Source organism: Selenomonas sp. AE3005 (assembly GCF_000686945.1).
In the GTDB taxonomy this organism is placed as follows: domain Bacteria; phylum Bacillota; class Negativicutes; order Selenomonadales; family Selenomonadaceae; genus Selenomonas_A.
The window spans coordinates 1-15,167 of sequence record NZ_JMME01000007.1 but is presented as its reverse complement, the minus strand read 5'-3'; the positions used below and the strand labels follow the sequence as shown (position 1 = coordinate 15,167).

Genomic DNA, 15,167 nt, shown 5'->3' with positions numbered 1-15,167 from the left:
TGCATTTTACTAGACGTTGCCGCTATTATTATAACCCGGGGAGCAGTTGACGCTACAAGGGTTTTGTAGTAAACTAGTTCAATGAGTTATTGTGAAATTACGGGGGGGAACAGCGTGTCCGACAAAGTTGATATACTGGGTGTGCAGGTTGATTCTGTGACCATGGCACAGGCTGTGGCGCAGGTGGAAAGCTATATGGATGAGAAGAAAAACGTCCTTATTGCCACGGCCAATGCTGAAATGATTATGCGTGCTACGCATGATAGTGAGCTGAAGGAAATTTTAAATGCAGCTGCTCTGGTGGTACCCGATGGAGCCGGTACAGTATGGGCAGCCCATCACCTGGGTTATGAAATGCCGGAACGGGTGGCAGGCTACGACCTGGCACAGGAGCTTATGCGCATAGCCCCGAGTAAGAAACAGAAAGTATTCTTCTTTGGTTCGGCTCCCGGGGTAGCGGAAAAGGCCAAGGCTAAAGCAGAAGAACTCTATCCCGGCATTGAAATCGTCGGTACCAGAGATGGCTATTTTAAGCCTGAGGACGAACCGGCTATCATTGCTGAAATAAAAGCAGCGCAGCCGGACCTGCTGCTCGCAGCTTTGGGCGTGCCCAAGCAGGAAAAGTGGCTCAATGCCCATCTGCAGGAACTGGGTGTTCCCGTATCCATCGGTGTAGGTGGTACGCTGGACGTTATGGCCGGGGTGATGAAACGTGCGCCTTATTGGATGCAGAAAGCCAAACTGGAATGGTTGTTCCGCGGCCTTTTGCAGCCGAAACGGGCAGGTCGTTTGCTGGCTCTGCCGAAGTTCGTGCTGAAGGTACATGGTTCTAAATCCCGTCGTGCGTAAATACGTTAATTATCGATTTTATCAGGAGGTGGGAGCTTGACTCCTATTATTTCCGAGGGTTACCCCTTTATAGGTGCCTGCTTTTTCCTGGCACTGCTGGTGGGCTTTTCCATCAGCCCCTATGTGGCTGTGATTCCCCTCGTGCTGATGTTTTATTTCTGTTATTTCTTCCGCAATCCGCGGCGTGAGATTGCTGTTGATGAGGACGTAATCCTCTCGCCGGCTGATGGTACGGTGACGGATATCGTGCCTATGGAAACGGATGAGTTTGTGAAAGAGCCTTGCAACAAGGTCGTTATCTTTATGTCTGTGTTCAACGTCCATGTGAACCGCAGCCCCATCAACGGAAAAATCAAGCTGCAAAAGTATTTTTGCGGCCGTTTCCGTCCTGCCTACAAGGATACGGTGGGTTTTGAGAACGAACACCATGTACTGGGGATTGAAAATGAACGTATCCGTATCAGCGTCAAGCAGATTGCCGGGATTCTGGCACGCCGTATCGTGTCTTATGTAACCCTCGATGATGAACTCAAACAGGGCGAACTTTACGGTATGATAAAATTCGGTTCCTGCCTGGAAGTAGTTATGCCGAAAAACGTGGAAATCGCTGTAACCAAAGGGCAGAAGGTTGCCGGCGGTCAGACTATTTTGGGGAGGATTAAGGACTGATGGATTACAGGCGGTTTATACCTAATTTATGTACCTCGATGAATCTGGTTTTTGGTATGTGCTCCATACTTTCAACGTTTCACGGGGAGTTAATCTGGGGTTCCATTTTCATACTGCTGGCTCTGGTAGCTGATGGCCTTGACGGGCGTACGGCGCGTTTCTTTGGCGTGTCCAGCGAAATGGGCAAGGAGATGGATTCCCTCTGTGATTTGGGTTCCTTCGGTATTGCCCCGGCCTTTTTAGCCTGGGCATTTGTCCTGCAGCACCACGGCCTTCTGGGCGTGGCTGTGGTGATTATCTTCGCTGTCTGCGGCATGTGGCGTCTGGCACGTTTCAACGTCAATGCCGATGTAGTGCATGGCTATTTTATGGGCCTGGCTATTCCGGCCGGCGGCAATATCGTAGCCATGACCACGCTGCTCTTTGTCAGTCTGGATATTAACCCGTTGAGCTTTGGCATGGCATATCCCGTCATCATGGCGATTGTCGGCTATCTGATGGTCAGCCATGTGCATTATCCGAATTTCAAGGGCGATGGGGCCGAACCCATTTACCTGCCCACGAAGATTTTTGCGTTTGTAATGTTTGCCGGTATCCTGTGGCTGGGACATGAGGCACTGCTCCCCGCACTGGCGGTGGCCGTGTTCTGCACTTACGGCGCAGCTGGTATCCTCAATACTATAATTGCTTTATTTGCAAAGGAAGGCTGATGATTTTTGACACATCCATTTGACATCATCATGGTGCCGATGCAGATTTTAATTTTCCTCTTTACCCTGTATTTCTTCATTATTGGTTTCTGCGGTATGTGGCGGCGGAAGGAAAATAAGGTCAAGGTTCCGAAAAAGACTTTTGCCTTGGTGGTCGCAGCGCATAACGAATCGGCCGTTATTGGCCAGTTGGTGGAAAACCTCGGACAGCTCAACTATCCCAAGAATATGTATGATATTCATGTGGTAGCGGATAACTGTGAGGACAACACCGCTGAGGTAGCGGCTCAGGCTGGGGCTATTGTCCACGAGCGCATTCATCCGACGAAAAAGAGCAAGGGCTATGCCCTCGACTGGATGTTTGACCGCCTGTTTAAAATGGACAAGGAATACGACGCTGTCTGCGTGTTCGACGCGGACAATCTCGTACATCCGCAGTTCCTGATGGAAATGAATAACCGCCTCTGCAAGGGGGATAAGGTTATTCAGTGCTACATGGACGCCAAGAACCCGTATGATACCTGGGTGGCTGGCACCTTTGCCATCGCTTTCTGGGTTATCTGCCATATCTCCCATCTGGCCAAGTCCAACATCGGCCTGTCGGCCTGCTTGGGCGGTACGGGCATGTGCTTTGATATGGAAATCCTCAAACGTCACGGCTGGCAGGCAACCTGCCTGACCGAGGACATGGAATTTACCATGAAGTGTATGGCCGAAGGCATCAAGACCAGCTGGGCTCATGACGCCATCATTTACGATGAAAAGCCGCTGACGTTCAAACAGTCCTGGAATCAGCGCCGCCGCTGGGCACAGGGGCAGTTCGATGTGGGCAACCGCTTTATTCCGAAAATGCTGAAAGCTGGCTGGAAACACAAGGATATCCGTATGTGGGACGAATGCATTTACCTCATGCAGCCGCATTTCCTGATGATTTCCACCATCTTCATTATCATCAGCTATGTTCAGCTGGCATTCCCGCCGTTCTATACGAATATCTACAACTTCATGCCTTCGCAGCTGATGACAGCCATCATGCTCGGCCAGTACATTCTGCCGATGATTATCCTGATTAAAATCAGGGCTAAGTGGAAATCCTGGCTCTACATGCTGCTCTATCCCGTGTTTATCTATTCCTGGATACCCATCATTTTCTTAGGGTTCATTCACCGCAACGAACACGAATGGAGCCATACCAAACATACCCGTGCTATGAGCATGAATGATATTGTCGGCAACGTAAAAAATACGAAAGACATTATGAAGTAAAAATACCTCCCTCAATGAGGGAGGTTTTACGTTAGAAAGGAAGTATAAATATGTATACTTTAAAAGTTGAGGGCGCTTTTGAGGCGGCCCATCATGTCAATGGTTATCCCGGCAAGTGTGCCCGTTTGCATGGTCATAACTGGGTGGTGGAGGCTGTGGTCAAGGGCAGAGAACTGGACGAGCTCGGCATGCTTGTGGACTTTAAGGTGATTAAACAGACCTTGAAGGATACGTTGGAACGCTTTGACCATCGCTATCTGAATGAGCTGGCTCCGTTTAAGGACGGCGTAAATCCTACGGCCGAAAATCTCTCCCGGATTATCTTTGAAGAACTGGCCGGTAATGAGATTTTTAAACGTGATAGTGTTCTGGCGGCTGTTACCGTTTTTGAATCACCGAAATCCAGCGTTACCTACACGAAGGACTGAGCCCATGAAAAAGAATCTTATTGAAATTTTTTCTTCCATACAGGGGGAAGGCAAATATGTGGGCTGCCGGCAGGTCTTTGTGCGCTTTGAAGGCTGTAATCTTGATTGCAGTTTCTGCGACACGGAAAATACGCCGGGCAGTCATGATTTTTGCGAAGTGGAAACCTACGCCGGCAGCCGGGAGTTTGCCAAACTGCCTAATCCGCGTTCGGCCGAGCAGGTGGCGATAGAAATAAACCGCCTGTTAAAGGAAGTTCCCCATCAGGCAGTGAGCTTTACCGGCGGCGAGCCGTTGCTGCATGCAGACTTTATCCGCGAGCTGGCACAGGACATTGAGGCGCCGATATTCCTCGAAACCAACGGTACGCTGTACGAGCAGTTGGCAGGTATTATCGACATTGCCGATATTATCAGCATGGATATAAAACTTCCGAGCATCATCAGCCAGCCGCAGTGGGAGGCACATCGGAAATTCATTGAGATAGCCAAGGCCAAGGATTTGTATATCAAACTGGTGGTGGCTGCTGAAACCACAGAGGAAGAATTCCGTCAGGCCATTGACCTGGTGGCAGAAACAGCCCCGGAAACATTGTTCATTATTCAGCCGGTTACGCCTTATGGTGGCTGCCAGGCTGCCAGCCCGGAAAAAATCCTTATCTGTCAGAACTACGCGCTGACCAAACTGCAAGATGTAAGGGTAATCCCCCAGACTCATAAAATGATTGGGCAGATTTAATCTTTACTTTTAAACAAAAACACAAATTTCATAAACCCTTACACGACAAGGCTCTACGGATATTTTCGTAGAGCCTTGTTACTACAATCTGACCGATTTGACAGGTCAGCCTAAGTGTCCCGAAGTGACAGGTCAAGTGCATTCCAGTCCGAAAATGACAAGTCAGATACAGCCACCGCCCAAGGCTAAGGCCGCGTTTATGCCGCCCGTCCGCCCGCAGAATGTACAGGAGGCGATAATGCCGCGGGTGACGGGGGATTTTGCGGATTTTGACAGCTGGCTGATGGAGGTAAATGACAGATTGGGCGGCTGTGTGGACGTGAGCCAGTCGCTGGTGGACGAGGCAGAGTATACGATTTATGCCCCGGAGTTTGACGGCGAGGACACCTATACTATCAGGGATAATGAAGAGGGCGGAATAACGGTGGAATAGGAGGCGGCGCAATGCTGATTTTTATCAATCCCGGACACGCACAGGGCGGCATGCCGGATCCCGGTGCGGTGAATATGGAGGCAAATCTCAGGGAGTGCGATATTGCCATGACGGTGGGCAGTCTGACGGGCAAATACTTAGAGGACGCCGGCTGTAAGGTCAAACTCCTGCAGAGTCATAATCTGGCGGGAGAGTCGCCGGCGTATCCCAATGTCACGGATACGGCCAACATCAGCCTGGCTGACGTGTTCCTGTCCATTCATGTCAACGCGGGCGGCGGACGCGGCGCCGAAACTTTCTGCTACTGGCGCTATGGTGCAGCAGGACGGCTGGCAGGGTGCATACAGGCGCAGCTGGTACAATCTCTACAACCCTTTGATAAAGGCTATGCTGACAGGGGCGTGAAGGAGAATAAAAGCCTGTGCGTCCTGCGGGAAACCTGCATGCCGGCCGTGCTCGTGGAGCTGGGGTTCATTGACAGCGCGGACGTGCAGCTGCTAAAGGAACATCAGGACGATATGGCCCGGGCCCTGGCCAGAGGGGTAACGGATTACGAAAAAAATTGGCTGAAAATTTAAGTGTTTGGAGGTGTTCGTCGATATATTATTAACAAATTCTCTTGTGTGGCAGGAAAACGCCCCAAGAGGATAGAATAACAATAAAATAAGGATACAGAATGTTGTCACCGCGGAAGGAGAGGGCCGGCATGAAAGCGCAGGGATTGTGGAAAGAAAACAACGCAGGCGGTTTTTTTGTGCCTAAAACTGTCCTTTCGGGGGGGGCAACTGTCTTTATCTTGTAGATGGTTATACACAGCTGAATAATGAAATTAGCAAGCCTTCCTGCAGGGGATGGGCAAGTTTTTATGCTTGCCTGTGCCCTGTGGGAGGGTTTTTTGTGTTTGCTTAAGCAGATTATATCATGGAAGGGGACGATAGTATGACTGGGAAGGAAAGGAAAAGGAATTTACAGCTTACTCGATATATTGTATGCGCACTGATACTGGGGAATGGGCTGCTTTTTGCGCCGACGGCGGAGGCGGTCGATATCGAGGTCACTGGGGCCCCCACTGGGGTTCCTGGCACAATATCTGCAGACACTACTAATCATAGGGCCTACCCGCAGTACACCATCGATACGTGGACGCTCAATTATGATTCTAGCGGTAATGCATGGGCGAATTACACTGCTTATGGTGCTTACAAGGGGCAAGGCGGCGGCCAGTTCACGCTTCAAAATGGCACAATATTAAACGCTTATGGCAAGTATCAGACGGGCGGAGGAGTTGGTGGACAGGCATCTGACGGCAAGGTCATCATCAGCGGCGGTGAGGTGACCGGCTTTGTTTATGGCGGCTATTCTGAAAACAGTTCAGCCACAGAAAACATCGTCACCATCGAAGGCAGTCCGGAATTGAGCAGTGCTGTAATTGTTGGCGGAAGGGCCGCTAGTGTTGCCTCTGACAACAAAATCAACATCAACGCGGGAGTGACCGTTAAGGGCATTAAGGGCGGCGACGGCGGCACCACCGGTACCCGCAACACCCTGAACCTCGGCGCCACGGGCATAAAAGTCGGCATTGAAGGCATTCGAGGAACCCAGACGATTGGCATCACAAGCGGCGTAGGCTTTGATACAAGCAAGACGGTGCTTGAGATGACAGGCAATTTACATAACGTGAGCGATATTCAAGACGTCACTTATCTGGACCTTACCGACGCCACCGGCCTTACCAATACCGGCAAAACCGGCGAGGCCACGACCGTTGGCACCATGACGCTGGTGAAAGATCAGTACGCAAGCATCGGTATTTCGAAATGGAAATATGGCGCAAATGAAGGGGTGCTGACCGGCAGCACCGCGTTTGCAACGAACACGGGGCAGGAATACACACCGTCCGGTGGTAACGGTGCGAAACTAATCTATACCAACACCCACACCGTCAAATTCACGGACTCGAACCAACACCAAATCGACTACACCATCGCGAACAGCGTCACGGGCGTCAATCTCGCGAACTGGGACAGCACGAAGGCTGCTTTCGCCGTGCCCACGGGCTGGACGAAAGGTACGTCAGCTGTAACAGTAAGCGGCACTATTAGTGATGCAGCAAAAACTGCTGTAGGTGCCGGCAATTCCAAGGATATTCTAACTGCAGATGCTGGCGTTTTCGCTGGTGCAAATATTGCCTCCACAATCGCATATGGTGATAAAGGTGATTTTTCTGATGCTATAGGAACCACTGGCGTGACTCTTGTTGGCGATAATATGAGTGGTGTAAAGGTGGAGGCTGACGGCACCAAGGCAAATGCGAAGCTGACTTACTACGGCGAAACAAAGGAAGTAAAAACGGTTAATCTTGGCAACATGACCTGGGGTACTACTGCCTCACCTACTGGCTATAAGTTCATCGGTGGTTCTTCCGGCACTGGCATCAATGCGTCGGGGTTGACCTTTGGCACGGTAAATACCGCACTGGCAACCGACGCCTCCATGACGTTGCTGTCAAATGCCACGGGCTTGACAACAGCAAATGTAGTTACGGGCGGTACAGGAAAGACGGTGGCTATTGATTACACCGACGACGACAAAGGCATTAACTACGAGGCCACGGCGACCGGCAATGTGACGGCGGCGGCCAATGCCCTTAACTACACGGTATCAGGCGTAACGCTGAACAACATTGACTTGTCAAATTGGACTGGCGTAGCCTCCACACTTCCCAATAGCGGCTGGACAGGCTCTAATGTTGCCGTCGTTACGGGAAACTTTTCCGTCACGCCGACCACGAATTTTGATATCTTCACGACGACCACAGAAAATTTCTTTGGTAGCGTTACAGGCACTCATGTCTATACTGCCGCAGGTGAGGCTTTTTCCAATGAGGATAAAGGCGTTACCATCTCCGGCAATAAAGCCGGCGGCGTCAAGGTTACGAATAACGGCACCATAGCGAACGCTAAGCTGACTTACTATGCCGAGGCCTTTGATGGGCAAAATATCACGCTTGGCAGTATGGCCTGGGGCACGCCCAGGGACGCAGGCTCAGCTTATAGCTTTGGCAATCAGACCGCTATTAACGCCGCCAATCTTTCCTTTACCAATCCTATGGCAGTAGGCACAGTAGGCACTAGCACGGCTTTGCTGACCAATGCTGATGGTTTGCCGGCAGACTCTGCCAATATAACTGGTGCATCCCATACGCAGAATTTCACGAATGCAGCTGCTGACAACGGGGTGAAGTTTAACGGTACCATCAACGGTACGGTTTCCACCACTCTCGGACAGGTGAATTATACCGTAAGTGGTAAGAGCATTACCGGCATTGACCTCGCAGGCTGGGACAGCACGAAAGCTGCTTATTCCCTGACAGGCTGGACGAAGGGCCTTACCGCTGGCTCCATCAATGCGGCAGGCTTTACAGCACCAACTACGCTGACGGCAGGGAGTTCCCAGGATATTATCACCACCAGCACGCCAAGTTATTTTAGTGACGCATATATCACCGGCGCACAGAAATATGGTGCGTCCACAACTCCGTCCTCGGATACGGATAAAGGTGTTACCTTCACTGTCACTCAGGATAAGGGCGTCAAGCCCTCGGATAATGGACAGAATCTTGTGTATGCCGTCGGCAAAATGGCGGTATCGAATATTGCCCTTGGTAATATGACCGTTGGGGCTGGCGGTTTAGTAAATCAGCGTACTGTAGATGCCAACTATACCTTTGATGGCAGTCCCACGATTAACGCCACAAACTTGACCTTTGACAAGCCGGCGGAGGTAGAAAACAGCACCTTGGTCAGCAATGCCACGGGCATTACCTCCAGCAACTCCGTGACGGGGGCAGACCACAGTCAGGCCATTAGCGATGCAGCTATAGGTGGCGGTATCAAGGTGTCCGGTACTCTCACCGGCACGGTTTCTGCTGATACTGGAGAAGTAAAATATACTGTAAACAAAAAGACCATTTCCTCCATGGATTTGTCAGGCTGGGATGCCACCACAGAGGGAACCTTGCCAAATAATAATTGGACGGGCAATAATGTTGCCGTAAGCACGGGAACTTTTACCGCACCCACTGCGGATAAAACCGTCTTTACCACCGATATAGCAAACTTTTTCGGTGACGTAACCGGAGCTATGGCCTATACGCCAGGTGCGGCTTTTAGCGGCGACGAGGTAAATGGCGTTACCCTTTCCGGCACCAGATCCGGTGGCGTGAAGAAAAGTAATGACGGCAGTGACTTGGAATATATTGCTGAGGTCAGGACTGTAAACAATATTGCTCTGGGCAATATGACCTTTGGAACGCCGCGGACGGCAACAAGCAACTATACCTTTAATGGCAGTACCAGTATTGACGCCACTAATTTGACCTTTGACAAGCCGGCGGATGTAGCAGACAGCACCTTGTTTGCTAACGCCACAGGAATCACCACGGGCAATCCCGTGACGGGGGCAAGCCATAGTCAGGCCATTACCAATGCGGCTATGGGTGGCGGTATCACCGCGTCGGGTACACTGCATGGTACGGTAGCGGCAGATACAAATGCCGTCAAATATACGGTAACTGACAAGACAGTTTCTTCTATGGATTTGTCTGGCTGGGATACGACTACTACGGTTAATGGCCTGCCGAATAATTGGACGGGCAGCAATGTTGCCGTAAGCACGGGAACGTTTACCGCACCCACTACGGATAAAACCATCTTTACCACCGATATAACAAACTTTTTCGGTGACGTAACGGGTGCTATGGCCTATACCTCCGGCGCGGCCTATAGCGGCGATGAAGGAAATGGCGTTACCCTGAGTGGCACCAAATCCGGCGGCGTGAAGAAAAGCGATGACGGCAAGAATTTGAACTTCATTGCCGAGGTCAGGACTGTAAACAATATCACCCTGGGCAATATGACGTGGGGGACTGGCCGGGCTATGCCTGCTACCGGCTATACTTTCTCAGTAGCAGCTAACGGCGTAGACGCCACGAATCTGAAATTTAGTTTTACAGGAACTGACGCAAATACTATTGCAAACGGTAATGACTGGAATCTGCTTACCAATGCTAATGGCCTTGCGGCAGACCTCGTAGTCAAAGGTACACCGGTCAGTCAGAATATAAGCTACAGTCTGGCCAATGGGGCAACGCTTGGCGGTACTTTGACAGGTAAGGTTAAAACGTATGCCAATACGGTCAATTATGCCGTAACAGGCAAGACTTTGGACAGCGTGGATATTTCTGGTTGGGATGGCAGTACCACAGGTGCAGTAAATGACACTTGGAGCAAAGCCGCCAGCGGCATAGCTGTAACCGGCAGTGGCTTTACGGCGCCCACGACGGTTGGTGATTATAATATTCTGACTGCGACACCAACAGGCTATTTCACGGGGGCACAGATTGCGGACAGCATTGCCTATATAGCGAGCGGCGAATACAGCGAAACCGACAGTGATATCACCCTCTCAGGAACACAGTCCAAAGGTGTAAAGGTAAATGATAACGGCACGGCCCTCCAGTATTCCTTAGGCAATGTCAAGGTAAATACCATTAAAATCGGCAATGTTAACTATAATAAAGGTGGCACGGTTTTAGATAGGAGTGACCTCCTCTACGATTATTCCGGCGTCAACAGCAACGGCCTCGATATCAGCGGTTTGGGGATGATCATGAGCGACGACCAGAAGAAAGTGGCCGCCGCTAGTGATTCCATGACCTTGGTCAAGGCCAATACTACCTTAAGCGATATCGCAGCCAAGGAAACCGGCAAGAGCACCTACACCTATGACGCTACGTCCGGCCTTGCCGTCAAAGGTGCGTTAACGGGCGCAGTAGCAGCTACGAATAACAACGTAGTTTATACCGTTACCGGCAACAATGCGACGACTTTGACCTTTGGCACAGTGGGCTGGAACAGCACATACGCTCGTACTGACAGTGAAATTGCCTACACGGGCGCACTCGTCAATGCGGATAATATTACCTTTACGAGCGATACCGCGCTGAATGTTGGCGACACGATGGTACTGGTATCCAACTACGGCGGCGCTGTCAATAAGATTCGCAGTGGCATCTTCACGCTGAACGGACAGACCGGTAAAGGCCATGCCTATTATGATAATGGTTCGCTCTACTATAAGATTACCAGAGCCGCAGGCACAGAAGTGCCCACGGTGAATGCCATTGGCATTACGGAAACTGTAGATGACAACCCCGGCCATCAGGGCGATGTTATCGGCGGTCAGGCGAAGGGTGATGGTGAATCCACGAATAATGAAGTGGATGTCAAGAACTCCGAAATTGAGAAGAAGGACGACGGCACGGGCGGCGATGTCAAAGGCGGCACCAGCGAGGACGGACCTTCCCAGGAAAATAAAGCCGATGTAAAGGACAGCAAGGTAGAAGGTGACGTTATCGGCGGCGAAAGTGACAGCGGCCCGTCCAGAAGGAATCAGGCCATTGTCAGAGGCAGTACGATTGGCGGCGATGTTAGCGGCGGCGATACCAACGGCGGCGGTGACACCGAGGAAAACAAGACGGAAGTCAAGGACAGCAAGGTAGGCGGTGACGTCAACGGCGGCCATTCCGGCGGCAACGGCAATTCCAACAAAAATGATGTCGATGTTGACCACACCACAGTGGACGGCGATGTCAACGGTGGTAACAGCGATGGTGACGGCAACGCTGACGGCAACAATGCCGACGTCAAGAACGGCAGTAAAGTCGGCGGCGATGTCAACGGCGGCCACTCCGGTGGCAACGGTCATACCAACGGCAACAACGCCAATGTAGACGGCAGTACCGTAGATGGTGATGTCAACGGCGGCAAGAGCGACGGCAACGGTGATGCCAACGAAAACAAGACTGACGTGAAGAACGGCAGCAAGGTAGGTGGCAGCGTCACTGGCGGCCAGAGCAATGGCGGCAACACCAACAAGAATGAAACTACGGTTTCCGGCAGCACCGTAAATAAGGACGTTATCGGCGGCAAGACCAACGGCGATGGCACGTCCAATGAAAACAAGACCAATGTAGATGGCAGCAATGTCGGCGGTAGTGTCATTGGCGGCCAGAGCCAGAATGGCGATGCCAGCGAGAACAAAACTGACGTCAAGAATGGCAGCACCGTAGGCGGTAACGTAACCGGTGGCCAGAGCAATGGCGGCAACACCAACAAGAATGAAACTACGGTCAGCGGCGGCAGCACTGTAAATGGTGATGTTACCGGTGGTAAGACTTCCGGCAATGGTACGTCCAGTGAAAACAAGACCAATGTAGACGGCAGTAATGTCGGCGGTAGTGTCATTGGCGGCCAGAGTGAAAACGGCGACGCCAACAAGAATGAAACTAGCGTAACCGGCGGCAGCACCGTAACAGGTGACGTCCTCGGCGGCAAGACCACCGGCACGGGCAACGCCAACGAAAACAAGACTAACGTCGATGGCAGCAATGTCAGCGGTAATGTAATCGGCGGCTACAGCAAGTCGGGCGATGCGTCTGCGAATGAAACTTCCGTATCTGGCGGCAGTGTAGGCGGCAGTGTCTACGGCGGCCAGAGTGATGGTAATGGCAATGCCAATACCAACAAAGTCAACCTTGCCGGCGGCGTCAACGTCAACGGCAAGGTCTACGGCGGCTACAGCGCAACTGGCGACGCCTCCGGCAATGGCATCGACATCGGCAATGGCAAGGTAAATGGTGACATCTACGGCGGCTTTAGCGGCGGCAGTGGCAGCACGATTAACAACACCATTACCCTCCACGGCGGCGCAGATGTATCGAATAGCAACATCATCGGCGGCAATAACGGCACAGCCGGCAATACGCTGAACATCGGCAACAGTAACGAACCCTGGACCGGTGGCAGCCAGTCCGTCAAGAATATCTCCGGCATTGAAACGCTGAACTACACGAATTTTGCGTGGAACTCCGGCACACCGGCCCTTACCATCAGCGATGGTACTTCCTCTGATTTGTCCGGTACAACCATTGCGGCAAAACAGGTAGCCTTTACGGGCATCAAAACCTTGAACACCGGCTCCACCATGACGCTTTTGGACCAGAGCAATGTCGCAGCAGATAAGAGAGCTACTAATGTGAATGCCGGTTCTGAATTTACCGTCGGCACGGCCACGGAAGGTACGGGCAAGCTCGTCCTTGACGCTAATGGCAATGTGGTCTATCAGGTGGAAAGCGCAGGCGCAAGCCGCCAGACGCATAACACCGTAATGGCCGCAGAGGCTGCAGCAGTAGCCCTGAACGCTGGCAATGACTTTATCCTGTCGGCAAGAGAAGGCCTGGCCCGCAAAGAAAACATCGGCAAGGACGGCGTAGCTGTATTTGCCAAGATTGGCGGCGGCGCTATGCGTCAGGAAACCGGCAGCCATGTCAACGTCAACATGTGGAATGGCATTGTGGCCGTGGGCCGCAAGAACGTCCAAAAAGAATCCACCACGGAATACGGCGTATTCATCGAACATGGCTGGGGCAATTTCTCCACCCATAGCGATAACGCCCAGCGCGGCGACGGCTCCGTGGATTATACCGGCGGCGGCCTTTTGGGCAAATGGATGAAAGCCGACGGCCTGTACGTCGAAGGCAGCCTGCGTATCGGCAGCATGCATGAAAAGGCCAACAACCTCCTCCGCGATACGGTAAGAGGCTACGGCTATGACGAACGCACCACCTACAAAGGTTTCCACCTCGGCGTAGGCAAGGAATTTGCCATCAACGATGGCAACACCGTGGAAGTTTACGGCAAATATTTCTACAATCGCAAGGACGGTATGAACTTTAACGCCGGACTTGACGAATACAACCTCGATGCCGTAACCAGCCAGATTCTCCGCGTCGGTGCCCGTTACACCATGAAACGCGAACGCTGGAACTACTACGGCGACCTGTCCTATGAACACGAGCTGGACGGTCAGGCCGCAGGCCGCGCTAACGGCATGGCCATTCGCGGTGCTGACACCAGCGGCGGCAGCGTCCGCCTCGAACTGGGCGCAAAACTTTTGGCCAACGAAAAATCCCCCTGGACTCTCGACCTGAACCTGACCGGCTACGCCGGCAAGAAACAAGGCCTGCAGGGCGGTGTTTCGGTGAAGTTTATGTTCTAAGTTAAGGTTAACAGCATAGTATTAAAAAGCCCGTGGGGGCTGGTAATGTTTTTAATATCACCAGCCCCCACGGGCATTGTGTTAATTATCCCGTAAATAATCCATATATGCTTTTTCTAATAGCTTGAAATTACAGCTGTTATCTGTTAATTTTTGCTTTTTATTCGCAATAACCATATCGTATATTTTTCTTGCTTTCTTTTCTATACGTTCTTTATTATCCATGCAGAAATTATATTCCTTATTTACCAACAAACGATACTTGGCATCTTTTATATCCTTGATAACCAGTCTTTTCAAACACTTTTGAGGAATAGGAATCATAAAGTTAAACCGCAAAGAACCTTTGATTTTCTCCTTATCCTCTGGAATGTATATCAGAATGTTTGCTTCCTGTTTTGTCTTAAATGATGACACGGCAACATAATAAGAAATATCATTTATGATAAGTACCGCTCCAAAAGAAAATTTGTTGCGGTCTGCATATCTTACATTAGGAACTCTGGTTATTCCATTACGATGCTTTCTTTCATAATCCTGCAAATAGGAAATATATGTTTCATCTACGATATAAAAATCCATAATCGACTCCCTAGAAATGAAATTGGGGAGATGAGTTGACCTCATCCCCCCAATTAAAGGTTCGCACTCAAAGCGGCGAAGCACTTAAAGTAAAGGTTCACACTCAAAGTAGTGAAGCACTTAAAGTAAAGGTCTGTCCTCAAAGCGACAGGGCTCTTCTTGATTAAATTATAACCTAATATATGATGGATGTCAAAGTATTTGTGTTCACCAAGGACGAAGTGGCCAGACGGTCTTGGACGGGGAAAAACTTGCCTTTTCGAGGGTAAAGTCATAGAATATAACGAGGCAAGAAAATGTCCCCCACCTCAGCAGGTGGGGGCACGAATACCAAAACAGGCGGCGAGCATATCTCCCGCCTCGTTGAAACGCCA

General features: G+C 51.0%; 10 protein-coding genes. 9 read left to right on the top strand and 1 reads right to left on the bottom strand.

The features are described 5' to 3' along the window. Positions 1 to 114: 114 nt before the first annotated feature. The 9 genes from DL94_RS0106225 (at position 115) to DL94_RS14375 (ending at position 14,211) form a co-directional block, all read left to right on the top strand. Positions 115 to 849, top strand: coding sequence for a WecB/TagA/CpsF family glycosyltransferase (locus tag DL94_RS0106225; protein WP_028129424.1), 735 nt, complete (start codon positions 115 to 117; stop codon positions 847 to 849). Between the two features lie 36 nt (positions 850 to 885). Next, the gene (locus DL94_RS0106220) at positions 886 to 1,518 is read left to right on the top strand and encodes a phosphatidylserine decarboxylase family protein (protein ID WP_028129423.1); all 633 of its coding nucleotides are present in this window, start codon (positions 886 to 888) and stop codon (positions 1,516 to 1,518) included. Continuing rightward, positions 1,518 to 2,228, top strand: coding sequence for a CDP-diacylglycerol--serine O-phosphatidyltransferase (pssA, locus tag DL94_RS0106215; RefSeq protein WP_028129422.1), 711 nt, complete (start codon positions 1,518 to 1,520; stop codon positions 2,226 to 2,228). Before DL94_RS0106220 ends, pssA begins: the two co-directional genes overlap by 1 nt. 30 nt (positions 2,229 to 2,258) lie before the next feature. Next, positions 2,259 to 3,494 carry a glycosyltransferase family 2 protein gene (locus tag DL94_RS0106210; protein WP_051586355.1) on the top strand — a complete coding sequence of 412 codons (1,236 nt, stop codon included), beginning with the start codon at positions 2,259 to 2,261 and terminating at the stop codon, positions 3,492 to 3,494. A gap of 50 nt (positions 3,495 to 3,544) precedes the next feature. After that, positions 3,545 to 3,922 (top strand): 6-carboxytetrahydropterin synthase QueD, encoded by a 378-nt coding sequence (queD, locus tag DL94_RS0106205; RefSeq protein ID WP_028129420.1) that lies wholly within the window; start codon positions 3,545 to 3,547, stop codon positions 3,920 to 3,922. A 4-nt stretch (positions 3,923 to 3,926) separates the two neighbouring features. Further along, positions 3,927 to 4,658 carry a 7-carboxy-7-deazaguanine synthase QueE gene (locus tag DL94_RS0106200; protein ID WP_028129419.1) on the top strand — a complete coding sequence of 244 codons (732 nt, stop codon included), beginning with the start codon at positions 3,927 to 3,929 and terminating at the stop codon, positions 4,656 to 4,658. A gap of 124 nt (positions 4,659 to 4,782) precedes the next feature. Continuing rightward, a complete protein-coding gene (locus DL94_RS16015; RefSeq protein ID WP_156031706.1) occupies positions 4,783 to 5,091 on the top strand; it encodes a hypothetical protein in 309 nt (102 codons plus the stop codon). Positions 5,092 to 5,102: 11 nt separating this feature from the next. Further along, the gene (locus DL94_RS0106190; RefSeq protein WP_028129417.1) at positions 5,103 to 5,669 is read left to right on the top strand and encodes an N-acetylmuramoyl-L-alanine amidase family protein; all 567 of its coding nucleotides are present in this window, start codon (positions 5,103 to 5,105) and stop codon (positions 5,667 to 5,669) included. 361 nt (positions 5,670 to 6,030) lie between these two features. Then, positions 6,031 to 14,211 carry a hypothetical protein gene (locus DL94_RS14375; RefSeq protein ID WP_156031704.1) on the top strand — a complete coding sequence of 2,727 codons (8,181 nt, stop codon included), beginning with the start codon at positions 6,031 to 6,033 and terminating at the stop codon, positions 14,209 to 14,211. Positions 14,212 to 14,292: 81 nt separating this feature from the next. Here the strand turns inward: DL94_RS14375 and DL94_RS0106175 are convergent, their stop codons facing one another. Further along, positions 14,293 to 14,793, bottom strand: a complete 501-nt coding sequence (locus DL94_RS0106175; protein WP_028129416.1) for a type III toxin-antitoxin system ToxN/AbiQ family toxin — start codon at positions 14,791 to 14,793, stop codon at positions 14,293 to 14,295. Positions 14,794 to 15,167: the final 374 nt, after the last annotated feature.